Raw genomic sequence first — 23449 nt, 5'->3', positions numbered from 1 at the left:
GAGTGACCCCGGCTACACCCACCACCAGTCCCACGCGGACGGAGCGGAACTCTCGAACCAGATTTCCCCGGCTCTCGGAACGAACACCGGCGAGGGGTCGGTGTTCAGCGTCGTCGTCGTGCCGAACGAGTTGATGGTCACGCCGCTCCCGCCCTCGTGGTACACCCACGCGCCCTGCGCGTTCCTGTTCGCGGTCGCGTTCGCGCTACCCGTTCCGCTCGGTAGCACCGGCGTCGCCCGCGAGAATCCGACGGGGTTCGTCGAGTTGCCGACGACTTTGGGTGCGACGAACCTCGGTTCGCCGATTGTGGCACTCCCGACGGTGGCTTCGATGCCGTCCCTCGCCCAGTTGCCGGTGACGACGATGCGACGCGCGTTGTTCTCCAACACGATGTCGTTGGCCGACCCGTTCGTGGACCGGAACGCGTTGTTCGCTACGACCACGCGGTGGCCTTGGGAACTGTCGAACCGTATCGCGGGTTCGCCAGCGTTGCTTCCGAAGTCCTTGAACGTACATCCCGTGATGGTTGAAACCGCGCCGCCGGTGCTACCGGACCGGTATATCGCCTCCCGTCCCGTGCCTCTAAACGAACAGTTGGAGATGGAACAGTGGTGAATGTCGTTGAACGCTCTCCCCGAACTGCTGAATCGGCACCCGGAAAACTGGGACTTCGACACGCCGTTGAACACGTTCACGTTACTGCCGCCCGTGACGAACGCGGAGGCCGTGACTTGCATCCGGTTCGTTCCACCCGCCACGTCGGAGGAGTCGACGCGCGAGTCCGACCCCAGAATGCCGAGTTTCCCGGACGCGTCGGACGAGACGACAGCGAGTCCATCGTTCAGACTGGGACCGTCAACGCCGTTGAACAGTGCGTTCGTGACCCGAAGTCCTTGACTGAAGACGACTACCGGGGGACAGGTAGAACTGTTCGTGTTGAACGTCACGTTGTGGAACCTGAGCGAGTTCGTGTCCTTCGAGCGCGGAACGTTCTTGACGAACGCCGCTTGGTCGAAGTAACTGTCCACGATGTTGCTGTTGAACGACCCGATGTAGACGATGCCGTTCCCGTTCGGTCCGGGGTTCACCGACTTCACGTCGGTCGTTCGAACCCGGTCCTGCGCCCAGTTGTATATCCCCGCTACGTCGAGACCCCCTAAATCGAAGTAGAGGTTTCGGAGGTGCGTCGCCTCCCCATCGCCCGGATTGGTCCCGTCGCCGACGTTTCCGAATTCGAGGATACCACGACCGGACGGGAAGGAAGTTCCGGGAACGAAACGGGTGCCGGACTGACCGTTCCCCTGACGGAACGACTGCCCAGTCAGCGTCGTCCCGCGGTGGTTGGAGAACACGACCGGAGTATCGAACGTGAACGCGCCAGCCCCGACTCTGATTTCGCCGATGTTGTCGTTCGACCGGGCCTGTCCGAGGGAGTCGAGTAGCGACTGAAGTACCGTCCCCGCGTCGCTGGTGTGCGTCCACACTTCGTCGGTGACGAACGAAACTGCCCTGTAGTCACCGTTGCCGTCGATGAGGAGCGCACCTGACCGTTCGTCCGTGTCGCTGAACAGTCGGTCGGCGGTCAGCGCGTCGAAGTGTGACGTTCCGGGGACCGGGTTCGTCTCCGTCCCGAGCGGTACCTTCGTCCATCCGCTCGTGTCGCTCGTGTACTCGAACCGTCCTTCGTTGGTAATCGCAATCGCCGGGACCGTGCCCGGCGTCGAGAGGTCCGATTCGGTCGGTTCGCGGTGTATCTGGTCGTACACCGTACTCGTGGCGAGTTGCTGGGTCGCGGCGTCGATAGCTTTCGCGTCGCCCTGTACGCTGTAGCATCCGGCGAGCGCCGCCGTGAGTCCGCTGGACACCTCCAGTAACGTCCGTCGTGATAGCTTCTCTGTCATGTGGTAGATTACTCCCGAGGGGGACGGAATCCGTTCGAGCAATCGACTCGTGCCGCCGGACGGGACGAACCTGCTACGACCGTCTGCGGGTCGGTTCGGCGAGTACAGGTCGTGCCCCGACTCCGGTTCCGCGCACCCTATTGTGTCTGTCAATTTATTCCACGGGATAAAAACGCCCCGTTCTATCGCTAGACCCCGGCGATTAGTTCAAATATTCAGAAAAGAGAATAATTGTGGGCTCTCAGAACGTCTCCGAACGAAGCCTGTTCGCCAGCGACCGAAAGCCGCCAATCGCTCGGGGGAGCGCGACCATCGCCGCGAGCGAGACGCCCGTCGAGACCGCGATTCCGGCGGCAGGGACGCCGAGCGCGACGTGCGCCGCGGCCCCGAGGTACGACGCCACGGCAATCGTCGCGCTGTAGTAGGCCGACCGCGCCGGGACGGTGTAGGGGTCGCCCGGCCGAGGCCAGTCGCCGAGTTCGACCCATCCGCCGCGGAGGGTCGCCGCCGCGCAGGTCGAGACCGCGATTGCGGTCAGAGCGGCGAGCGAGACAGGGCCTCGCGGCGTGGCGTACAGCAGGGCGACGAGCGCCGGAATCGACAACACCGAGATTTCGAGACCCGCGAAGAACACCGAGTCCAGCCACTCCTCGAAGTCCACCGCCACACTCCTACTCCAGTCGGTACCGCAGGAGCGCGGCGATGCCGCCGAACCCCGAGAGTTGGTCGCCCGGCGCGAACTCGCTGGAGAACACCGTCACCTCGCCGCCCTTCTGCTCGGCGGTGGTGATGAGTTCGTTCACGTCGAAGTCCCACTCGCCGTCGTCGCCGCGTTCCGCGCGCAGTCGCTCGTCCAGAATCAGGAGGTGTTCGATGGCCCCGAAGTCGGCGGCCTTCTGGACCTGTTCGGCACCGTAGGCGACCTTCGGTCCCTCGCCGATGCGCTTGGTGAGTTCGTCGATTAGTTCGGCTTCCTTGGCGATGCGGGTGTCCTTCTGGACCTCCTCGACTGCGCCGCGCTTGAGGACCTCGTGGACGCCGCGGTCCCCGACGGCGCTGGTATCCACGGTCGTAATCTTCTCGGTGAGGTCGGGGGCCTCCTCCTCGATGAAGTCGAGGGCGTCCTGCTTGGTGAACCCCGGTCCGGCGAGGATGATGGCGTCGGTGTCCATGCGCGAGAGCGCGCTGGTGAGTTCCCCGAACAGTTCGTCCCGGCCGCGGGCGTACTCGCCCTTCCCCGTGGTGCCGGTGAACTCGGCGTACTCCTCGGTGCCGTACTGGGCGACGGTGTGGATGTGGGCCTGCCCTTCCTCGACGGTGACGATGGCAACGTCGGGGTTGTCGGTGGCTTCCTCGGCCTCTTCGAGGCGGTCGAGCTGGTCGGGTTTCCAAATCTTCTCGATGGCGATTTCCTTGTTCTCCTCGACGTTGAGGGTGTGGTGCATACCGAGTTGGTCCTCGCGCGAGGCGTCCTCGATGACGCCGCTGATTCGGAGTCGGTTGGAGAACTTGTGGAACTCGGTCTCCTCGACGCCGAGCGTGACGTGCATGTGTTCGCGCTCGCCGCCGGTGTCGCGCATCTGGTCGTCGTTGCGCTGGATGCGCCGGGTCGTGTCCCCCGACACGAAGTCGCCCGGTTCGAGGACGTAGGTGAGGTGCCACAGGTCGTCGAGACTCTCGGGGACGAGCGTGATGCGCTCGCGGGAGCCTTCGACCTGCTGGCGGTTGCTGATTCGCATACGAACTGCTCCGTGTTCTGCCTGTAAGTGTTCTACTATCTATCGGCGCGTGACGCTCTCTCGGTGGCGCTATCACGGAACGTCACCGCTGAGAACCCGCATCCGTTTTTATATCTACGTGGGAGTTCCGCCCAATTTATAAAGTTAGGTTGGGAATTATTTGAGCGATGTCAGGTTATCCGAAACGACCCGACCGCGACGATACCAACGTTATCGGAGCGCGCATCGGCGCACAAATCATCGACTCGCTCGTCGGTTTCGCTATCCTCCTCGGGGTGGTCCTGCTCTTCGGAGTGATGGGCGGTGCGACCGGCAACAGCGACATCGCCGGAAGCTTCGGCCTAATCGGTCTCTTGCTAGGTTTCGTGGGAAGCGTGTTCTACGGCTTCTTCCTCGAAGGCTACTGGGACGGCTACACCGTCGGCAAGAAGCTACTGGGAATCAAAGTCGTCAAAGAAGACGGGAGCGAGTGCGGATACGGCAGTGCGTTCCTCCGCAACGCTCTCGAAATCATCGACGGCCTGTTCTACTACGTCGTCGGCTTCATTTTCATGGCGAGCGGCGACAAGCGCCAACGTCTCGGCGACCGAATCGCGGGCACCGTCGTCGTAAAAGAGACCCCCCGGGACACCGGTGCATCGACGGCGACCGAGACGACCCCCGAGACGGAACCCACACCGTAAGAACCGCTCGGAAACGTTCTGTTATCGCTCACGCGCTGGTCCCCGAGGTCGTCGCGGCGGCTAACCCGAGATACCTCGGCCCACCAACCGAGCGACCACGACGGCGGCGTAGAACCCGACCGCGAGCGCGAGGACCTCACCGGGTCGGCCGAGCGTCGCCAGTCCACCGGCGAGGACCAGACCGACGCCGCCGACCAGCAGGGCCGCGGCCCACGCGACGAAGTACCGACTCCCCCCGGCGACTCCGCGGAGGCGGCCGCGGTCCATCGCCGCCGCGAGTTCGCCGGTCCGAGCGACCCCGACCAGCGCCGCGGGCAGGAGGTAGGCGAACGCCAGCGAGACGAAGAGGACGACGGTCCCCGCGCCGAAGACGAACGTCGTCGTACCGAGGCTCTCGGGTCGCGCGCCCGCGCTCGCGCCGCCGACCGTGACCGCGAGCGCGGCCGCGGGCACGAGCAAGTACCCGACCGTGACCGCGAGCGCACGCGCACCGTCGGCCGCGAGCGCCCGGAGGTCCGAGAACTCCGGCGGCGCGTCCGCATCTGCGGACGCGCCGCCGGAGGATTCGGCGGTAGCGCGGAGGACGGCCAGCACGTAGCCCACGAGGAGGACGGCGGGAACGACCGCGAGGGCCGCGAGAACGCCGAGGCGGGCGAGCAGACCGACCGCGACGACGAGTATCGTCCCGACGAGCAGGGTCTCCTCGTCGGTCCGGGCCGGGTACGACAGCGACTCGCGGAGCATGACAGAAGGTTCGAGTAATCCAAGTTAGTTCTGGCGTCTCGTCGCCGGTCCCGCGTTCACGCCGGGGTCTGGCGCTCCCCTTCGACGGATTCGCGGCGTCCGGCACGAGTCGCCTCGCGGTAGGCCCGCCCGTAGAGCGCGAACGCGACGACGTTCAGGTAGAACGCCGCGAACGGAACCGCCGCCCACCCGACGAAGGGTATCGAGGCGAGACCGCCGACGAGGGCACCGCCGACCACGAGGACGACCAGCGCGACCAGCCACCCGGTCAGGTACGACTCGCTGGTGACGACCGACCCCAGTTTCCGGAACTCGAACGCGGCACCGAGGCGACCCTCGACCGCGAGTCGGGCGAGCGCGGCGGGCAGAGCGTACCACGCGGCGAGCGCGGTCACGGACGCGAGCGCCAGACCGCCGAGAACGACGACGACGCCGAGGGGGTCGGGTCCGACGTTCGTGACTGGTTCGGCGACGGCGGGGGACTCGACCACCGCCGTCTCGACCGAGACGACCAGCAGACTGAGGAGGACCGCGGTCAGCAGGACAATCGGGACCGCGAAGTAGGCTATCGTGACGCCGATGGCCTTCAGGCCCTCGGCGAACAGGTCGGCCCAGTCGTCGAACGACGGGGCGGTCTCGTCCGCGTTCGTCCGCGCGAGGACTCGCTGGAAGTAGCCCGCGACGAACACCGCCGGAATCAGGAGCCACGCCAATAGGGTGAGTAGTCCGCCGACGAGGATGGTCTCGACGCCGTCGTCGCTGTCCACGAGGTATCTGAGTGCTGTTTCGAACATGATTGATTCCGAGCAGGTGCTTCGGTGGAGAAGGGGACTTGCTCGCAGGTACGGACGCTGGCTACCGGCTTAATGGTTGTGAGGCGGGGTGTAGCGTGGGTCGGTAGATTCATATATCGTTCTCTAAAGTGTGTATTTATTTCTTTTAGAAATGTATAGTTAGTCCAGATGGCGGACCGCGACAGGACCGAGTAGCGCGTCGGGGTCCGACGCGCTACTCGGCCGCTACTCGCCCTTCGTCCGACTCCCGCCCGGCGGCAGGAACTCCTGAATCAGGTCGGCGCTCGCCACCTTCCGGACGAACGAGGTGTCCTCGAACCGCTCGCGGAACTCCCGGTAGATGCGCTTTGCGATGTCGTTCTGGGCGTACCGGCCGGGTTCGACCTCGATATGGGTCTCGACCTGCGGGACGATGGCCGACGGCGGCCCGCCGAGAACCCGGGTGTGGGGTTCGCAGGCGATGCCCACCGCCACGCCCACCGCCACGTCGCGGAAGTAGTTGCGGTCGCCGCGGATGGCGAACCCGCCCTTTTCGAGGTACTCGCCGCTCTCGGGCGTCTTGCTCACTTGGTCGGGCGTGACCACGTAGGCGTCACCGGCGAACCGACTGTCCTTCCACACCGACGAGTAGGAGACGGCGAACTGGGCCGCCTCGCGCTTGCTCTGGTCGGGCACGTCCACGTCGCGGGAGGGTTCGCTCGGGTCGGAAGTCTTCAGAATCGTCACCGGACCGCCGTGGGCCTGCGCGTGGAAGAACAGGTCGTTGCCGTCGAGATACTTCTGGACCAACTCCTCGTTCTGGTCGGCGTTGCGCCCGCCGATGACCAGAAAGCCGTCGGAGGTCCGGAACCACCGGAAGCGCTCGTACCACTGTTCCTGCTTGCGAATCGGAATCGAGGGTTCCGAGAGCCAATCGACTTCCTCCTGTTCGTCGTCGCCCTCGTCCTCGTCGTCGGGTTCGGCCTCCCACTCCTCCTTGCGGCGCTTCACGTCCTCCAAGTCCTCGCGGGTGTCCTCGATGGCGGCCAGCGCGCCCTCCTTCTTCTCTTCGACACGCTTGGCCTCGGTGTAGAGGCGGTCGGCGTTCTTCTCGACGCCCATCTCGGCGTCGAGGGGCACGTCCACGCCGTCGATTTCGACCGTCACCATGCCGTTCTCGGGGTCTACGCCCTGCACCGCTTGGGCCGCCTCGATGCCTTGGTCGGCACCCTCGGCGAATCGCGCCTCGATTTCCTCCCACGAGGTGCCCTCGTCTAACGCCGTCCGGACCGTCGTCAGAATCTCGTCGGCGAGTCCGTAGTGGCCGTAGAGTCGTTCGGCCTTCTGTCGGACCTGTTCGGCCTCCTTTTCGAACCCCTCGATGGCCTGCTCTTGCTGTTCGATGATGCGCTTCTGTTTCTCGATTTCGGCCTCGAAGTCGGGGCGCTGGTCGCCGACCCCGCCGCTGTCGGCGTCGTCGCCCTCCAAGTCGAGGTTGGCGTAATAGAAGTCCACCGCCTCGTTGAACGTGTCGAACGCCTCGGCGTCGAGGTCGGCGTACTCTTCGAGAGGGAGCGGCGTCACGTCCACGAGTCGGTCGTCCTCGCGGTAGACCCGCGGGTCGAACTCCCCGGAACGGACGGGTTCGGCGAGACGCTCGATGGCGTCGAAGATGGCTTCGTAATCCTCCTCGTCGGCGTCGGCAATCGCCTTGCCCTTCTCGACGCCAGCGCGGGCGCACACCTCTTCGGCGTAGAGACCGCCGAAGTTGAGTTGCGTGGCGAGGGTGCGCACGAGGTCGGTGTCCGACTCCTCCATGTGGGCCACGAGGACCTCGTAGTCGATTTCGAGGGGATTGACTCGCTCGTCGGGGAACTCGTACTGGCTCCCCGGCGCGACGGTCCGGGACTTGAGACGCACCGTGTCGAGCGAATCGACGACTTCGCGGTTCTCGTCCAACACCGCGACGTTGCCCTGCCCGAACAGTTCCGCGACGATGGTGGTGTCCTCGTCGCCGCGCTCGAAGTGGAACTGGAGGATGCGGTCGAAGCCGTACTGCTCGACGCCCGCGAAGTCCGCGCCCGAGAGCCGATTCCGGAGCATCATGGCGAAGTTCGGCGGTCGCCCCGGCGCGTCCGGGACGTTCTCGGGGGCCGAGACGTGAGCGCGCTTCAACTCGCCAACTTCCACGATGAGTTCGACCCGCCCGCGGTCGAAGTCCCGCATCTTGAGACGCAACAGGTCGTCGTCGTAGAGATACGCCTTGTCGAGTTTCGCCCCCTCGTAGGCCCCCAACTCGGCCACGACAGCCGCGAGGTCGATGCTCGACAGTTCCCGCTTCTGGTCCATGCCCCGTAATTTCTCGTTGCGGCGGAAAATCCTATCGTTACGACGAGTTCGGCCGCGCTACGATTCTCCGAACACTGACAGCTTTGAAAATATATTAACCGAGGGATACATGAGATAGGAGGATACTAATCTGAGAAAAGGATGTCACACGAAAGACAGCCCCACGAGTCCGACGATTCGGGTTGGTCGTCGCGGGGGAACGACGCGCCCGACGTGGACCCGCGAGTTCTGAGCGACCAGTACGACGCGGCGGTTCCCGCGGAGTTGCGCCGCGACCACGCCGACCACCTCTCTGCACTGCTCGCGGGCGAGACGGCGACCGAGACCGCCTCGGCGCTCGGTTGCCGGGTGGCCGGGGAGGGCGTCAGCGCGGGCGCGTACCTCGACACCTACTCGGTCGCGTTCGACGCGTTGGTCTCGTCGGTCTTCGACGGTCTCCGTAGGGACGGCGAGGACGACTTGGATTCCGACGACCTCGACACCGCCGAGGCGCGACTCCGCGGGGGTATCGCCGCGGCGCTCGCCGACATGCGGGCCGGGGTCGAGGGGTACGTCCCCGAGGACGACTCGGACGCGACCGCCGACGCGGTGGACCCTCGCGAGAACGCCTCGGACCTCCGTGAGGACGCCTCGGCGTCGTCCGCGGACGACGCCGAGGCGACTGCCGAGCGAACCGAGTCCGACGCCGAGAGTTCGGACGCGACTGGCGAACTCCCGGACAGTTCCACAGACACGGCGCTCGCGGTCGGAGACGTGTTGGCGGCGCTCCCGACGCCCGCGTTCCTCGTCGCGCCCGACCACACCGTGCTGGCGTACAACGAGGGTCTGGCGGAGATGCTCGGCATCGGCGAACGCGAGGCGCTTGGCGAGGACAATCGCGAGAGCATCGCCGCGGCGTCGTACACCGACGGCCGCCGCCACGAGAGCCTCGTGGACAAGGTGGCCGACGCGCCCCGGACCGCCCACGAGCGAAGCGACGTGGAGCGGACCGAGACGACCTTCGGCGACCGGTACGTCTACGAGGACACCAGCACCCTGCTCAACGAACGCGACGAGGAGATTCACATCGGCTTTCGGGCGGTCCCGCTGTTCGACGACGGCGGTGACCTCCGGGCCGTCCTCGAAGTCGTCGACGACCGAACCGACGAGGTTCGCCACCAGCGGAGCGTCTCGGCGCTCGCGGAGGAAGTCACCTCGACCTTAGACGCCATCGGCGAGGGCGACCTGACGGCGCGGGCCGACTACGACGACCCCCACGGCACCGTCGGCGACGATTTGCTGGCGCTCACCGACGACGTGAACGCGATGGCCGAGAACTTCCAGCGGCTGGTCGAACGCGTGGACGACCGGACCGAGGCGCTCTCGGCGTCGATAGACGAGGCGGTCGCGTCCGCGAACCGAATCGACGAGCAGATAGACGACCAGAACGACGCGCTGGCCGAAGTCACCGACGAAATCGCCTCGTTCAGCGCGACGATGGAGGAAGTGGCGGCGAGTTCGAACGAGGTGGCGGAGGCGGCCGAGCAAGCCCTCTCGGAGGCAGAGCGCGGACTCGACTCGGGCGAGGAGGCCCGCGACGCGGCCGCCGAAGTGCTGGAGTTGAGCGACGACCTGCTCGACTCCGTGACGGAACTCGAAACCCGGATGGACGACATCGGCGAGGTGGTCGAGTTCATCTCCGACGTGGCCGACCAGACCAACCTGCTCGCGCTGAACGCCAACATCGAGGCGGCGCGGGCGGGCGAGGCCGGAGACGGGTTCGCGGTCGTCGCAGAGGAGGTCAAGGAGTTGGCGACCCAGACCAGCGACCACGCCGACGACATCGCAGACCGGATAGGGACGCTCCGTCAGCGGGCGCTCAAAACCGTCGAGTCGGTAGAGGAGTCCCACGGTCGGGTCGAACACGTAGACGAGGAAATCGACGCGACTCTCGACGCCCTCCGGGAAATAGCCACCGCGGTCGAAACCGCGACCGAGGGTATCAGGGAAGTCGCGGACGCGAACGACGAACAAGCCACCGCCGTCGAGGAAGTCGCGGCGACCATCGAGGACGCCAAGCGGAGCGCCGACGGGGTGGACGAGACTGCCGACGAAATCGTCCGCGAGATGGACGCGCAGGCCGACTCGGTAGACGACCTCGCGGCGCGCGTCGGCGAACTGACGGGCGACGGTCGCTGACCTCGCTCGCTACACCTCGATGTCCATCCCGTCGCGGCCGAACTCGACCCCGAGGTCGGCGTACTCGTCGGCCAGTTCCCAGTACTCGTCCGGCCGTCGCCGGTAAATCTCTTCGATTTCGGTGAGGACGGTGCGGTCGGGTCCGACGGTCCGGACCTGTTCGAGCGTCTGGTCGAAGGTGGTCTGGTGGTCGCGCTCTTCGGCCCACAACTCGTCGCTCAGGATGGGGTCGCCGCCGGGCGTCTCCCGGAACATGCCACATTCCTTGACCCACAAATGAGGTCGTCCGGAACTTTTTCGAGGTCGAGGAAGGTGGTCTCGTCCGGCGAAATCAGCGCGCGCTCGTCGTCCTCCTCGAACAGGTACTCCATCGCGGCGTCCTCTGGGCCGTCGGGGTCGAGAGGTGCGCCGATTCCCGTGACTTCGACCCCGCCGCCGAGCGCCATCGTCTCGCCGTCGGCCAGAAACTCGAACTCGGCGTACCCCCGGTCGTCGTACTGGGCTTCGATGTCGAGCGACTCGGCGATGCGGTCGTAGGTCGTCTCGCTCATCACCACCGTCGCCGGGTCCTCGTTGTCCCAGTCTTCGAGGGGGTACTGCGGGCGTCCGATGGCCTGCACGATTCGCAGACTCCTACGTGGTCCATGTGGTGGTGCGAGACGAAGATGTACTCCACGTCGGTCACGTCGTGGCGGTTCAGCATCGCCCAGATGGACTCGGGCGCGTCCACGACGGCGTTGGCCTCGCGGACCAGCGTCGAGTTGCCGAGTCTGGCGTGGGGCGCGCCCTCCTCGCGGGCGGGGTCGCAGACGCGACAGTCGCAGGTCGGCATGGGGGTCTGGGAGTCGCCGCCAGAACCCAAGAGCGTGAGGTGCATGGAGCGAGGTTGGTGACTCGCGGTGAAGAACTCGGTGGCAGAATTAGAGTCGCTTGCTCACGTACGGGCCGGTCCGACCTTTTCCGGCGCTCGCGGCCTGAACGCCGCTCGCTTGCAAAACGTCGATGAAAAGCCGTCGTTCGTCCCTTCGGTCCTCACTCGGCCCGCTCGCTACGCTCGCGGTGTGGTTGCTCTCGCGGGTTCACAGCCGTTTGCTCACGTACGGGCCATCCTGATAGTAGCCCAACTTCTCCCGGTAGTACTCTCGCGCGCCGATGCCCGAGATGACGCTGACCTTCTCGTACCCGGCGTCGGCCGCGAGTTCCTCGGCCTTCCGGAGCAGTTTCTTGCCGTAGCCCTTGTGTTGCCAGTCGTGGCTCTGGTCGCCGACTTCGACCATCGGGCCGTAGACGTGGAGTTCGCGGACGAGCGCGGCGTCTTCGAGTTCTCGGCGGACCGGATTTCCGGGTTCGCGCAGGCGACAGAAGCCTATCAGGAGGTCCTTGTCCGGGTCCTCGTAGCTGATGAAGTGTTCGGTGCCTCCCGCCGCCTCGTAGGTCATCACGTCGAGTTCGACGTTTTCGGGGTCCTCGTCGTTCATGCCGACCTCCCGGCACCGGATGCAGTCGCAAGTCCACCCGTGGTCGTCCATCCGCTGGCGGGCGAGTTGGCGGAGGTTCGACTTCCAGACGCCCGCGTCGATGAAGTCCGCGGGGATGTCCCGCTGGACGCGCTGGAGGCGGGTATACTTGGGAATCATCGACTTGATTTCGGCGACCAACTCGGCGGCCTCCTCGTTCCGGAGGGGTTCGTAGTCGTCCCGATGCCACCAGTCGTAGGTCGCGGTGCCCCGGACGACGAGCGTCGGGTAGATTTTGAGGTAGTCGGGCTTCCACTTCTTGTCCTCGAAGAGTCGCCGGAAGTCCTCCAGACACATCTCCTTGCTCATTCCGGGTTGGCCGGGCATCATGTGGAAGCCGACCTTGAACGCCGAGTCCCGGAGTCGCCGGTTGGCGTCGATGGAGGCCTGCACGCCGTGGCCCCGGTGCATCTCGCGGTTGATGCGCTCGTAGGTCGTCTGGACGCCGACTTCGACCTTCGTACCGCCCAAATCGAGCATCCGGTTTATCTGCTCGGGGTCACACCAGTCGGGCTTGGTCTCGAAGGTGATGCCGATTGCCCGCACGTCGTTCTGCTCGTTCTCGGCGATAACGTCCTCCAGATACCGGAACTCCACGTCCTCGGGGTTCTCGGCGAAGCTGACGCCCTCGGCGGGTTCTGGCTCTTTCCCGGTGTCGTAGTCGTTCATCGCCTCCAGCGCGCGCTTGACGAACCACTCCTGATAGTCGTGGCTCCGGGCGGTCATCGTCCCGCCCATCAGGATGAGTTCGACCTTATCGACCGGGTGGCCGATTTCGCGCATCTGTTCGAGACGGAGCGTGACCTGCCCGTAGGGGTCGTAGTCGTTCTGGACGCCGCGGGCGGCGGCGGGTTCGTGGCCGGTGTAGCTCTGCGAGGAGGAGAACTCCGACCCCGGTCCGCCCGGACAGTAGAGGCACTTGCCGTGGGGACACTGGTGGGGACTGGTCATGATTGCGACCGGCGAGACGCCCGAGGCGGTCCGGACCGGCTTGCGCTGGAGGACCTCCTGTAAGTCTTCGCGGCGCTCGTCGGGCGCGTAGTCGAGCAACTCGGAATTCTTCGGAACTTTCGGCGAGGAGAACTCCGAGCAGACCGATAGCTTCTCGCTCTCCAACTCGTCGCGTTCCACGTCGCCCGCGAGGATGCGCTCGACGAGTTCCTCGCAGACTCGCTCGAACGCCTCGGTCTCGGTGGCGTCCGGCGTCTCGGTACTCATTACGTGGTATTTGGTCGGTTGGGCGGGAAAAGGGTGTCGTCTGTGAGTGCAAAACTCGTTTTGGAGTGGTCTCGTCGTCAGGGAATCTATTAGAGCCGACAGAACAGTAGTGATGAAGATGCCCGTTGAAGCCCCCGGTCGCTGAGACGACTAAACTGAACGCGAGCGACCGGCCCCTTCATCCTCCCACGGTGGATTGTGAAGATTCACGAAACCACCGAATCCGGCTCCGCGCGCAACTCCCCGCCGGTCTGGAACCAGAACACCCCGACCACGACCGCCGCGACGACGAGGAACGCGCCGACCGACTGCGCCCAGTCGTGCGCGCCCAGATACACCCGATTCGGGACCATCACCACCGGAATCAGAAGCGTCGGCCAGAACTTCCGGTCCACGAGCGTCAGGTAGAGCGTCGGCATCACCGCCATCGTGACGTGGCCCGAGAAGTTCCAGAACGGCGAGAGCGCGGCGTAGGGAATCGTCGCGGCCGCGAGTGCCTCCGCGTACCCCGGCACGAGCGGTCCCCAGTCGTAGCGGTGCCAGAGCAACCACGTCACCCCGGCGGTGAACAACACCCCGCCCGCGACCAGCGCGTCCACTTGCCAGACGTTGCCCTTCGTGACCTGCCCGAGGCTCTGGCCCGTGACGGCGGCGTAGACCAGCGTCGGGACGAACGAGAGGACGCCCGCGCCGAGGAACGCCCCGAGGCGGCGAACGAGCGCCGACCGGTCGGCGTCACGTCGCGCCCACTCGTGGCGAATCAGGACCAACACCCCCGCGCCGACCATCACGGCGGGGTGGAATACGTAGGGGTAGACCCGCATCGCCGCGTCGAGCGCGCTCATGTCGAACCGGGATACGTCGTCGTGAGGGAAAACCTCGCTGGCGGTCGGAGGCGACGGAGAACTGTCCCCGTTCTCCCCCGTCGAAACGGTCGCGGACTCGGGAATCGGTACGAAGAAGGTCCGGAAAGCCCCGGGTCGCGGTCGCTCCGGTGGATATTCTCGCGCCTCACTTCGTTCGGCGCTCGAATAGGGCCACCGGAGACGACCAAGCGTTGCGCGAGCGGCGGCCCCTTTATCCACCCTTGGAGTTGGTCGGCCGAGCGTCCCTCGATGGACCGTTGGGAGTGAAATATAGAAAAATAATTTTTTAACAATTAAAATTCTTTCTCAAGATATGGAGTAGTTGTCCCTTCCTGCCCGTTCCGGTCTCCAGTCACGGTTCGTCCGTCCGAAAATCGTCGGCACTGCTGACGACTTCCAGACGTGTCTCGTCCTACAACTCTACGGTCCGCAAGTCGTCGGCGAACCGCACGTCACCGTCGTAAACCGCTTCGATGGCGTTCAGCATCTCCTCGTGGCGGCCCTCGGTGTGGGGGTAGAGGTGGGTCAGGAACACGCGGCCGATGTCGGCGTTCGACGCCGCCAGCGCCTCGCCCAACTGGGTCGGCGTCGGGTGGTTGTCCACGTCCACGTCGTCCGGGAACGAGCAGTCGTGGGCCAGCGCGTCACACCCGTCGGCGAAGTTGGCGAGACCCGTGAACGCCTCGCTGTCGCCGCTGTAGGTGAACGAGTCGCCGAAGCGGTAGGCCAGACACGGCAGAGAGTGGCGGGTCTCGTAGCCCTCCACGTCGAACCCGGCCACCTCGAACTCGTGCGCGCCGACCTCCCGGATGCGGAGGTCCACGCGGCCTTTCAGGTAGTCGTGAACGTCGAGCAGGTCGTCCACCAGCGACTTGGTGCCCGAGGGTCCGACGACTTCGAGGTACTCCTCGCCCGCCAGCCATCGGGCCTTCAACAGGGGGAGGAGGTCGGCCACGTGGTCGAGGTGGTGGTGAGTCAACAGAACCGTCGAGACGTTCTCGTACTCGACGCCCGACTGCTGGAGGCGGTGGAGGACGCCGCTCCCGCAGTCCACGAGGAGGCGTCGGTCCGCCTCGTCGTCGGAGACGACGAGACCGGTCTGATACCGTTCGCCGGTCGGCATCGCGCTTCCGGTGCCGAGAAACGTGACCTGCATGTTCGATTCGCCGGGCCGAACGGTGTTAATGGCTTGGGTGACGATTCCGCGAGCGGAGTCGTCGGTTGCGACGAATATTTATATAGTCCACTCTGGAAGCGAAAAGGGGACGACCAATACGAGACGGTCCGAAGGCCGACGTTTCACTTTCACTAGATGGCGAGGAGTTATATTTGAACATCGGCCGGAATCGAATCCGAGTCGGCCCCGCGAGTCGAAGCGACTCGCGGGGCCGTCCGACGCGGAACTACTCGAACTCGCCGGGTTTCACTTTCGCTCCGGTGGGCAAACCGTCTTAAGTACCCGACCCCAACACACCGCCAAGATGGGAGCGCGCGAGTTGCTGGCGCGCGGGGATTTCGACTTCGACGCCGAGTCGGTCGAGTTGGACGACGCCGCCGTCCTCGAATCGCTGGAACCCGAAGTCCGCGAGTGGTGGGTCGAGGAGTTCGGCGAGTACGCCCCCGAGAACGGCGGGTTCTTCACGCCGCCCCAGAAGGAGACCATCCCCCTCGTCCGCGACGGCGAGAACGCGCTGGTCGCCTCGCCGACGGGAAGCGGCAAGACGCTGGCGTCGTTCACCGCCATCCTGAACGAACTGTTCCGCCGGGAGCGCCGACAGGACGACGGACTCGACAATTCGGTCTACTGTCTCTACGTCTCGCCGCTCAAGTCGCTGGCCAACGACATCCACCGGAACTTGGAGGTCCCTCTCGGAGGCATCGCCGAGAAGACCGACGGCGACCCCTCGATTCGCCACGCCATCCGCCACGGCGACACCGACGATTCGGCCCGCCGGAAGATGCTCGACGAGACGCCCCACATTCTCAACACGACGCCCGAGACGCTGGCCATCCTGCTCAACTCGCCGAAGTTCAAGCAGAAGTTGGAGACGGTCGAGTACGTCGTCGTGGACGAGATTCACAGTCTCGCCGACGGCAAGCGGGGCACCCACCTCGCGGTGAGTCTGGAGCGACTGGAGAACGTGGCCGAGTCCTCGCCGACCCGAATCGGGTGTTCGGCGACGGTCGAACCCCTCGAAGACATCGCGGAGTTTCTGGTGGGGCGCGAGACGGGCGACGGGACGGACGGGGAGACCGACGGCGGGTCGGACGCCGGTTCCGGCGTCCGACCCGCCCGCGACTGCGAAATCGTGGACGCCCGGTTCGTCCGGGAGTTCGACATCGAGTTGCAGTGTCCGACCGACGACCTCATCGACACGCCCCGCGAGGTGGTCAACGAGCGATTCTACGACCAACTCCACGACCTCATCGGCGACCACACCAACACCCTCGTCTTCACGAACACCCGGTCCGGTGCCGAGCGAGTCCTCCACAACCTCCGGGAGCGATACGACGCCTACGACGACGGAAACTCGGGGTGTCACCACGGCAGTCTCTCGAAGGAGGCCCGCCAGTCCATCGAGGAGGACCTGAAGACGGGAGACCTCGACGTGGTGACGACCTCCACGAGTCTGGAGTTGGGCATCGACATGCCCCACATCGACCTCGTGGTGCAGGTCGGGTCGCCCAAGTCGGTGGCCTCCCTGCTCCAGCGAGTCGGGCGGGCGGGCCACCAACTCGGCGAGACGGTCACGGGCCGGGTGATTGCGCTCGACCGCGACGAACTCGTGGAGTGTGCGGTCATGCTCAAGAAGGCCCAAGAGGGGTTCGTGGACCGGGTGTTCGTCCCCGAGGAGGCCTACGACGTGGCCGCACAGCACGTCTACGGCATGGCTATCAACGCGGTGCGCCCCGAGAGCGAAGTCCGTGAGACCCTCCGTCGGGCGTACCCCTATCGGGACTTCTCGGACGAGCAGTTCGAGACGCTGTTTCGCTACCTGACCTCCGACTACGAGGGACTGGAGGACAAGAACGTCTACGCCAAAATCTGGCGCGACGAGAACGACCCGCCCGACGGCGAGTACCACTATCCGGAGTTCGACGTGGGCGAACCCTTAATCGGCAAGCGCGGCAAGTTGGCGCGGGTCATCTACATGACCAACATCGGCACGATTCCGGACTCGTTCACCTGCGACGTGTTCACCCGCGGCGACGACGAGTGGGTCGGCGACTTGGACGAGAGCTATCTCGACACCCTCGAAAAGGGCGACGTGTTCGTCCTCGGCGGCCAGAACTTCGAGTTCAAGTACCGCCGGGGGTCGAAGGTGTACGCCGACCGGACGAACTCCCGGCCCACCGTCCCGTCGTGGTTCTCCGAGCGGTTGCCCCTCTCCTACGACCTCGGCCGGTCGATTCTGGCGTTCCAGCGCGAACTCCTCGAACGCTTCGAGAAGCGGGGCAAACCCGCGGTCAGGGTGTGGCTTCGGGAGTTCCCGCTGGACGAGAACAGCGTCCGAGCAATCACGCGGATGTTCGACGAGCAGGTCCGGTACGCCGGACCAGAGAGCGTCAGCACCGACGAGCGCCTCGCCGTGGAGGTCGAACTCGACCGCGACGAGTACCAGCGACACTACTACGTCCACTCGAACTACGGTCGGAAGTTCAACGACGGTCTCTCGCGGGTGGTGGCCTACCGATGTGCGAACGCCGCCAACACCAACGTCTCGGTGGCCGTCGCCGACCACGGATTCACGGTGTCGATGCCGCTGAATCGGAAGGTGGACGTGACCGAGATTCTGCGCGACGTGGACCCCGACGAGGTTCGGTCGGACCTCCGGGCCGCCCTCGACGGCACCGAACTACTCCAGCGGTACTTCCGAATCAACGCCACCCGGTCGCTGATGATTCTCAAGCGGTACAAGGGCTACGAGAAGTCCGCCAGCGAACAGCAGGTCTCCAGCGAGATGTTGCTGGGATTCGCCGAGGAGTTGGAGGGGTTCGCGGTGGTCGAAGAGACCTACCGGGAGATAATCGAGGACAAACTCGCGGTGTCGGCCGTAGAGGACGTGCTGGCGGACGTACAGAGCGGAGACGTGTCGGTCGTCGGGAATCGCGTGGACACCCCGACGCCGAAGGCGTTCGGTCTCGCCACGCTGATGGCGAGCGACGTTGTGCTTGCCGAAGACGAGAGCGCCGTGCTTCAGGAGTTTCACGAGCGCGTACTGGACGAAATCGGCGACGAGTGCGGGAGCGCGGGCGGTCCGAGCGCCGCGAAGTAACGCCGCGCTCGAGTCGTGACGACCAGCGTACTATATACTCTGGCTGACAAAAATGACTTCTCTCCCCTCTGTTTTCCTACGGCTAATGACTGCTACCGAGAAAGTGAGATTTCTCGCGGCGTCCGAACATCGAGTCGAGACGTTACGGTCGCTCACGTCGGAGTCGCTCACGCCCGCGGCGTTGTGCGACGAACACGACGCCTCGCGCGCGACGGTCCATCGGATACTCGACTCGTTCGAGGAGTTCGGGTGGGTCCGTCGCGGCGACGACGGCTATCGGGCTACCTCCGCGGGTCGAATCGTTCTCCGGCGGTTCGAGACGGTGTGCGAAACCGTCGCCGAGGTGGAGTCGCTGAGCGGATTCCTCGCCCAGTTCGAACGCGCCCACGAACTGCCGGTTCCGCTGGAGGACTACCACGTCGAAACCTCGACGCGGACCGACCCCCACGCCGCCAGCGAGTATTTCATCGGGTCAATCCCGATGGACGCGACCCAACTCCGGGTGCTCTTACCGACCGTCGTCCCGGCGTTCAACCGGGCGTGCGAACCGCTCATCGAACGGGAGTCGTCGGTGCAACTCGTCCTCTCCCAGTCCGCGGCCGAGACTTCCCAGCAGTCGTATCCCGACGACTTCGAACAGGCCCGGTCGCTCGAGTGCCTGTCGCTTTTCGTCTCGCCGGAGACGTTCACGTTCGGTCTCTCGGTGTTCGACGACGACGTGTTTCTCGGCGGGTACGACGACACGGGCCACCTCCGGGCGTGCCTGCACTCGACCGACGACGACCTGCGCGAGTGGGCGCTGTCGGTGTTCCGGACGTTCCGGAACGACGCCGTCACCGTCGAGACGGCCTCGACGCCGTGACCCGTTTCGGAGTCCGAAACCGTTTCACCCTCTGAAACGAGCGCGCGAATCGTTCGGGTCGGGAAACCCTTCCAGTCGGTGATTACTCTACCCCAGAGAGAACATGTCGAACTGCGCCTCGACACCGTTACCTAGCAAACCCATTTCCCGGACCGTCCGAGACAACCAACGTGTCGAGCGCGTCGGGAACGACCAGTACGTCGCTCCCCTTCGGTATCGCGTCTTCTACCGACCCGCTGGCGTGCATCAGACAGTCCTCCACGACTCCGGGATGTTCGCTGTTCGTGACGTAGATGTCGTAGTTCCGGAGTACCCGCGCGACGACGAACGCGCGCTGTGCGCCCGGTTCGTAGCCCCGTCGCATCTCGTCGTAGAGCGCCTCGGCGCTTTCGGCCCCCCTGAGTCGGTCGTAGAAGCGCCGCTCGCCCGTGCCCTCGCCCGCGCCCTCCTGCAAGCGCGCGGGGACGACGAGTCGCCCCCGGTCCCGCGGTTCGCTACGCGCTCCGCTCGCGGCCGAGTCGTCCCCTTCCCCGCTCGCGTCTCCGGCGCGCCGTGCCGGAGACGCGAGCGGGTCGTAATCGCCCAAAGCGACGTAGGTGGCGGCCCGAGTCGCCTGATAGAGGTTGGCGTCTTTCGGTGCGCCCACGCCCGCGACCACGGCATCGTACGTATTGCTTAAAGAAACAGAAATATTTCTTTTGCATAACTCCGAAAGGTCTCGAACCACGTCGCGGTGGTCGCCCGCGCTCGCACCGAGGAACCCCGCGGGACCGTGAGTGACGTTCAGACAGAAGTCGAGACCGATGCGGTCGCCCGCCTCGTCCAGCATCGCTCGGAAGGGGTTGCCTTCGACGCGTCCGAGGCGGACGCCCTCGCGGGCGAGCATCGCCGGGCCGTGGGTGTACCGGACGAGCGACTCGCCGCCAGCGCCGATAGCGACGGTCTTTGCGCCGCCGGAGAACCCCGCGTACTGGTGGGGTTCGACCATCCCGGTCGAAATCACGGCGTCTGCGTCGGCCACGATGGGGTTGAGTTCGACCGGGACGGACTCGCCGTCGGGTCCCTCGACGGTCCCGACCTCGCGGGCGGCGTCGGCGTCGTGGTTGTGCGCGATGTCGGCGTACTCGCCGAGCGCGGTCCGCAACTCCTCGTCGGTCATCGGCCGGTGTAGGCCGAGTCCGACGACGATACTCACCTGCTCGCGGTCGATTCCGGCCGCCCGGAGGTCCGAGAACAGCGCGTCAACCAGCACGTCGTCGGGGGTCGCGCGGGTCACGTCGGTCACGGCGATTGCCACCTCGTCGTCCGCGCTCACTCGCTCGGCGAGCGGTGGCCCGTGCGGGTCGGCCATCGCTCGTTCTGCGGCCTCGCGGGGTTCCACTGGGTCGCCGCCGGGCGGTTCGGCCACGGTGACGTTGCAGTCGGGAAGCGAGGCTTCGATTGTGGTGTCGCCGTAGGGGAGTTCCATCGCTCGGGGGTTCGTCGTCTCGGGGCCTGAAACCGTCGCTACGTGTCGGCGATATTTTTGGTTCCGGCGGCGTCGGTGCGGTGGTTGACGACCGGGATTCGGGACCCCACAGCACTGCGACCGCAACGCGACCGCACTGCACAGCACCACCACTGCACCGCGACTACACTGCAACGTGACCGCACAGCATCATCACTGCACAGCAGTCGATTGCCGACGCCAATCAGGACCGCACCGAAACCGCATCCGCTACCGCACCGCGACCGCACAGCACCGCGCCCCGTTCCTCCCCGCGTGCGTCTGCGCTCGCGGGGAACCGCGAGCGCGAGCGCAGACGCGGCGCATCCTGTCGGATGGTGAGTAGAGCGCGTCCCGTGGTCCGCCGAGTCGGGCGCGTCCCATCACTTGTCACGCCGAGCGCCCGCGGTCGGTTCAAATATCGACCGCGAACTCCTCGCGTCCGGCCGACTCCTCGGCGAAGGCGGCCAGCAGGTCCGCGGCGGCGTCCAAGTCGTCGGTGTCGATGACCTCGACCGGGGTGTGCATGTAGCGGTTGGGCAGGCCGAGGTTCAGCGATGGGATGCCGCCCTGCGAGGTGTAGAAGGCGTCCGCGTCGGTCCCCGTCGAGCGACCCGACGCCTGCAACTGGACCGGCAGGTCGTGGCTCTCGGCGGCGTCTCGGACCGCGCGCACGACCTCGGGGTGGTTCGAAGAGCCACGGGCGACGACCGGACCCGCGCCCAAATCGACCTCGCCGTGTTGGTCTTGCTCTTTGCCGATGTCGGGCGAATCGACCGCGTGGGTCACGTCCACCGCGACTGCGGCGTCCACCGGCAGGTCGAACCCGACCATCTTCGCGCCCTGCTTGCCCAGTTCCTCTTGGACGGTGCTGACCGCGTACACCGTCGCGTCCACGTCGGACTCGGCCGCGCGCCGGGCCGCTTCCGCCGCGACCCAGATGCCCACGCGGTTGTCCATCCCGCGGGCGGCCTTCCGGGTCCCCTCCAGTTCCCGGACCGGCGTGTCGAAGGTGATGGGGTCGCCCACGTCCACGAGTTCGCGGGCCTCGGCCTCGCTCTCGACGCCGATGTCCACGTGTTGCTCGTTGATGTCCTCGAACTCCTCTTCGCCGGTGTCCCTGAGGTGGATGGCGGTCTGGCCGACCACGCCCCGGACCACGCCGTCGTCGGTGTGAATCTCGACGTGCTGGCCCTTCGAGACGGTGCGGTCGGTGCCGCCGACCCGCGAGGGGTGGACGAAACCGTCTTCGTCCACGCTGTTTACCATCAGGCCGATTTCGTCGGCGTGGCCGGTGAACGCGACGGCGGGGTCGCCGCCCTCCACGACGGCGACGGCGTTGCCGTACTCGTCGGTTCGTACCTCGTCGGCGAACGCCGAGACGTAATCGACCCAGACGCGCTGTACGTCTGTCTCGAATCCGGACGGACTCGGGGTGGTGAGCAGATTGTCGAGAAAGTCGCTGTGTGCATCGTCCATATCGGGAAAAACGACTGCGTGATAATGAAACTTCTACTTCGGTTGCCACACCGTATCACGAGACGCTACGTCGGTCGCCGGTACGTCGTTCAGGCGACGGCCTTTCGACCCGCCCCAACCGCTAAGTTCGCGCTCGGCGAAGTCCCAAGGCATGGGAATTCTCGAAATCCATTTCCACGACTCGGAGTTCAGTTGGTCGGTGAACCCCGACGGCGGCGAGAAGCAATCGCGCTCTCGCTCGCTGTCGCTGGGGTCCGGGAGCGAATCGGACGCGAGTACCGACGGCGGGCAGTCCGACCGACCGTCAATCGCGCCCAAACTCCGGTCGTTCGCCATCCTCGCGCTGGTCGTCGGCGCGGGCATCGCGTACAACCGGCTTCGGTCCCAGCGCGCGCGCAAGGCCGCGGCCGAGGAGGAATCAGTGGGCGGTCGGCTCTCGCGCATCCGGTCGCGGTAAGCCTTCGCGCCTCCACGGAATCGTCAGTCGTCGGCGCTCCACCCGCGTTCGCGGAGGTACTCCGCGAGCGGCGTGAAGCCCACGTCGTGGTCGGTCCGGAGCGCCTCTATGTCGGCCTCGTAGCCGTGTTCGTTGAACCACTCGAACATGACCGCGTACTCCTCGCCCATCTGCTCGCGGAACTCGTCGATGGGGACGTGGACCGCTTCGACCTCGTGGCCCAGCACGTCGGAGAAGGTCTCGGCCGCGCTCTCGAGGGTGTGTTCGTCGCTGGCGAGTTCGTAGCTCTCGCCGACGTATCGGTCGGGGTCCGCGAGCGCCTCGGCGACGAACCCGCCGATGTCGTCGGCGTCTATCATCTGGAGCGAGACGCCCTCCGCGAGGGCGTTTGCCAGCGTCCCGCCTTCGATGTCCTCGCGCGCCGCCTCGAAGTTCTGCATGAAGAAGACGGGGCGGACGACCGTCGCGGGCAGGTCGAGGTCTCGAATGCGCCGTTCTATCTCCCACTTCGAGTCGAAGTGCGGGATGCCGGTGTCCCGTTCCGCGCCACCGACCGAACTGAACACGAGGTGTTCGACGCCCACGTCGGCGGCGGCCTCCGCGAGGTTCGTGCCGTGTTCGATTTCGTCGTCGTAGCCGTGTTCCCAGAAGTTCGTCACGCCGAACACGGCGTCTACCTCCTCTACGATGGGTCGAATGGTGTTCTTCTCGGCGAGGTCGCCCTGCACTACCTCGGCCCCGCGCTCCGCGAGTTCGCGGGCCGGGGTGCTGTCGGGGTGGCGGGTGAGCGCGTGGACCGCGAACTCGCCGTGGTCGCCCGACAGCAGGTGGTCTGCGACTGCGCCGCCTTGGGTTCCGGTCGCGCCGGTCACGAGAACGGTCTTCGGCATGGTAGCGGGAGTGCGACGGACGCGGGCTT

The 23449-nt window shown here is 65.7% G+C and carries 20 protein-coding genes; 5 read left to right on the top strand and 15 right to left on the bottom strand.

The genetic code is table 11. The annotated features are described in order from the left end of the window. Window positions 1–12: 12 nt before the first annotated feature. The 3 genes from P2T60_RS10280 to P2T60_RS10270 all read right to left on the bottom strand — a co-directional run bounded on the left by P2T60_RS10280 (window position 13) and on the right by P2T60_RS10270 (window position 3641). Window positions 13–1902, bottom strand: coding sequence for a right-handed parallel beta-helix repeat-containing protein (locus tag P2T60_RS10280; RefSeq protein ID WP_276279154.1), 1890 nt, complete (start codon window positions 1900–1902; stop codon window positions 13–15). A gap of 241 nt (window positions 1903–2143) precedes the next feature. Then, complete coding sequence (locus tag P2T60_RS10275) at window positions 2144–2569, bottom strand: DUF8215 family protein (RefSeq protein WP_276279153.1); 426 nt, start codon at window positions 2567–2569, stop codon at window positions 2144–2146. 4 nt (window positions 2570–2573) lie between these two features. Then, a complete protein-coding gene (locus P2T60_RS10270) occupies window positions 2574–3641 on the bottom strand; it encodes an mRNA surveillance protein pelota (RefSeq protein WP_276279152.1) in 1068 nt (355 codons plus the stop codon). Window positions 3642–3808: 167 nt separating this feature from the next. On the opposite strand from P2T60_RS10270, the gene P2T60_RS10265 reads away from it, so the two are divergent. Next, window positions 3809–4324 (top strand): RDD family protein, encoded by a 516-nt coding sequence (locus P2T60_RS10265; RefSeq protein ID WP_276279151.1) that lies wholly within the window; start codon window positions 3809–3811, stop codon window positions 4322–4324. Between the two features lie 60 nt (window positions 4325–4384). Here P2T60_RS10265 and P2T60_RS10260 read toward each other — a convergent pair whose 3' ends face one another. From P2T60_RS10260 to rqcH, 3 genes are all read right to left on the bottom strand, one after another. Continuing rightward, a complete protein-coding gene (locus P2T60_RS10260) occupies window positions 4385–5068 on the bottom strand; it encodes a DUF4013 domain-containing protein (protein ID WP_276279150.1) in 684 nt (227 codons plus the stop codon). Window positions 5069–5124: 56 nt separating this feature from the next. Further along, window positions 5125–5862 (bottom strand): DUF4013 domain-containing protein, encoded by a 738-nt coding sequence (locus P2T60_RS10255; protein WP_276279149.1) that lies wholly within the window; start codon window positions 5860–5862, stop codon window positions 5125–5127. A gap of 225 nt (window positions 5863–6087) precedes the next feature. Then, window positions 6088–8190 (bottom strand): ribosome rescue protein RqcH, encoded by a 2103-nt coding sequence (rqcH, locus tag P2T60_RS10250; protein ID WP_276279148.1) that lies wholly within the window; start codon window positions 8188–8190, stop codon window positions 6088–6090. 141 nt (window positions 8191–8331) lie between these two features. Here rqcH and P2T60_RS10245 point away from each other — a divergent pair, with 141 nt between their 5' ends. Then, window positions 8332–10368, top strand: a complete 2037-nt coding sequence (locus tag P2T60_RS10245) for a methyl-accepting chemotaxis protein (RefSeq protein ID WP_276279147.1) — start codon at window positions 8332–8334, stop codon at window positions 10366–10368. A 9-nt stretch (window positions 10369–10377) separates the two neighbouring features. On the opposite strand, the gene P2T60_RS10240 is transcribed toward P2T60_RS10245, so the two are convergent. The 6 genes from P2T60_RS10240 to P2T60_RS10215 form a co-directional block, all read right to left on the bottom strand. Beyond that, window positions 10378–10623, bottom strand: coding sequence for a hypothetical protein (locus P2T60_RS10240; RefSeq protein ID WP_276279146.1), 246 nt, complete (start codon window positions 10621–10623; stop codon window positions 10378–10380). Further along, complete coding sequence (locus P2T60_RS10235; RefSeq protein ID WP_276279145.1) at window positions 10587–10988, bottom strand: hypothetical protein; 402 nt, start codon at window positions 10986–10988, stop codon at window positions 10587–10589. Before P2T60_RS10235 ends, P2T60_RS10240 begins: the two co-directional genes overlap by 37 nt. Beyond that, complete coding sequence (locus P2T60_RS10230) at window positions 10919–11245, bottom strand: MBL fold metallo-hydrolase (RefSeq protein WP_276279144.1); 327 nt, start codon at window positions 11243–11245, stop codon at window positions 10919–10921. The genes P2T60_RS10235 and P2T60_RS10230 overlap by 70 nt, the downstream gene beginning before the upstream one ends. A gap of 202 nt (window positions 11246–11447) precedes the next feature. After that, window positions 11448–13103: a tRNA uridine(34) 5-carboxymethylaminomethyl modification radical SAM/GNAT enzyme Elp3 gene (locus P2T60_RS10225; RefSeq protein ID WP_276279143.1), complete on the bottom strand. Its 1656-nt coding sequence runs from the start codon at window positions 13101–13103 to the stop codon at window positions 11448–11450. Between the two features lie 206 nt (window positions 13104–13309). Further along, window positions 13310–13948: a phosphoesterase gene (locus tag P2T60_RS10220; RefSeq protein WP_276279142.1), complete on the bottom strand. Its 639-nt coding sequence runs from the start codon at window positions 13946–13948 to the stop codon at window positions 13310–13312. A gap of 433 nt (window positions 13949–14381) precedes the next feature. Next, on the bottom strand, window positions 14382–15125 hold the full coding sequence (locus P2T60_RS10215; protein WP_276279141.1) for an MBL fold metallo-hydrolase: 744 nt from the start codon (window positions 15123–15125) through the stop codon (window positions 14382–14384). A 325-nt stretch (window positions 15126–15450) separates the two neighbouring features. Here P2T60_RS10215 and P2T60_RS10210 point away from each other — a divergent pair, with 325 nt between their 5' ends. Together P2T60_RS10210 and P2T60_RS10205 are read left to right on the top strand one after the other, a co-directional pair. Beyond that, window positions 15451–18246, top strand: coding sequence for an ATP-dependent helicase (locus P2T60_RS10210; RefSeq protein ID WP_276279140.1), 2796 nt, complete (start codon window positions 15451–15453; stop codon window positions 18244–18246). An 85-nt stretch (window positions 18247–18331) separates the two neighbouring features. Further along, window positions 18332–19108: a helix-turn-helix transcriptional regulator gene (locus P2T60_RS10205; protein WP_276279139.1), complete on the top strand. Its 777-nt coding sequence runs from the start codon at window positions 18332–18334 to the stop codon at window positions 19106–19108. 127 nt (window positions 19109–19235) lie between these two features. Here the strand turns inward: P2T60_RS10205 and P2T60_RS10200 are convergent, their stop codons facing one another. Further along, a complete protein-coding gene (locus P2T60_RS10200) occupies window positions 19236–20576 on the bottom strand; it encodes a lactate racemase domain-containing protein (RefSeq protein WP_276279138.1) in 1341 nt (446 codons plus the stop codon). A 432-nt stretch (window positions 20577–21008) separates the two neighbouring features. After that, window positions 21009–22073 carry a M20/M25/M40 family metallo-hydrolase gene (locus tag P2T60_RS10195; protein WP_276279137.1) on the bottom strand — a complete coding sequence of 355 codons (1065 nt, stop codon included), beginning with the start codon at window positions 22071–22073 and terminating at the stop codon, window positions 21009–21011. A 151-nt stretch (window positions 22074–22224) separates the two neighbouring features. On the opposite strand from P2T60_RS10195, the gene P2T60_RS10190 reads away from it, so the two are divergent. Beyond that, a complete protein-coding gene (locus P2T60_RS10190) occupies window positions 22225–22530 on the top strand; it encodes a hypothetical protein (protein WP_276279136.1) in 306 nt (101 codons plus the stop codon). 23 nt (window positions 22531–22553) lie between these two features. On the opposite strand, the gene P2T60_RS10185 is transcribed toward P2T60_RS10190, so the two are convergent. Then, on the bottom strand, window positions 22554–23420 hold the full coding sequence (locus tag P2T60_RS10185; protein ID WP_276279135.1) for an NmrA/HSCARG family protein: 867 nt from the start codon (window positions 23418–23420) through the stop codon (window positions 22554–22556). Window positions 23421–23449 lie beyond the last annotated feature (29 nt).

The sequence above is a fragment of the Halorussus caseinilyticus genome (assembly GCF_029338395.1).
Lineage (GTDB): Archaea > Halobacteriota > Halobacteria > Halobacteriales > Haladaptataceae > Halorussus > Halorussus caseinilyticus.
The sequence above is the reverse complement of the archived record's forward strand: the minus strand, read 5'-3'. Positions and strand labels throughout refer to the sequence as shown.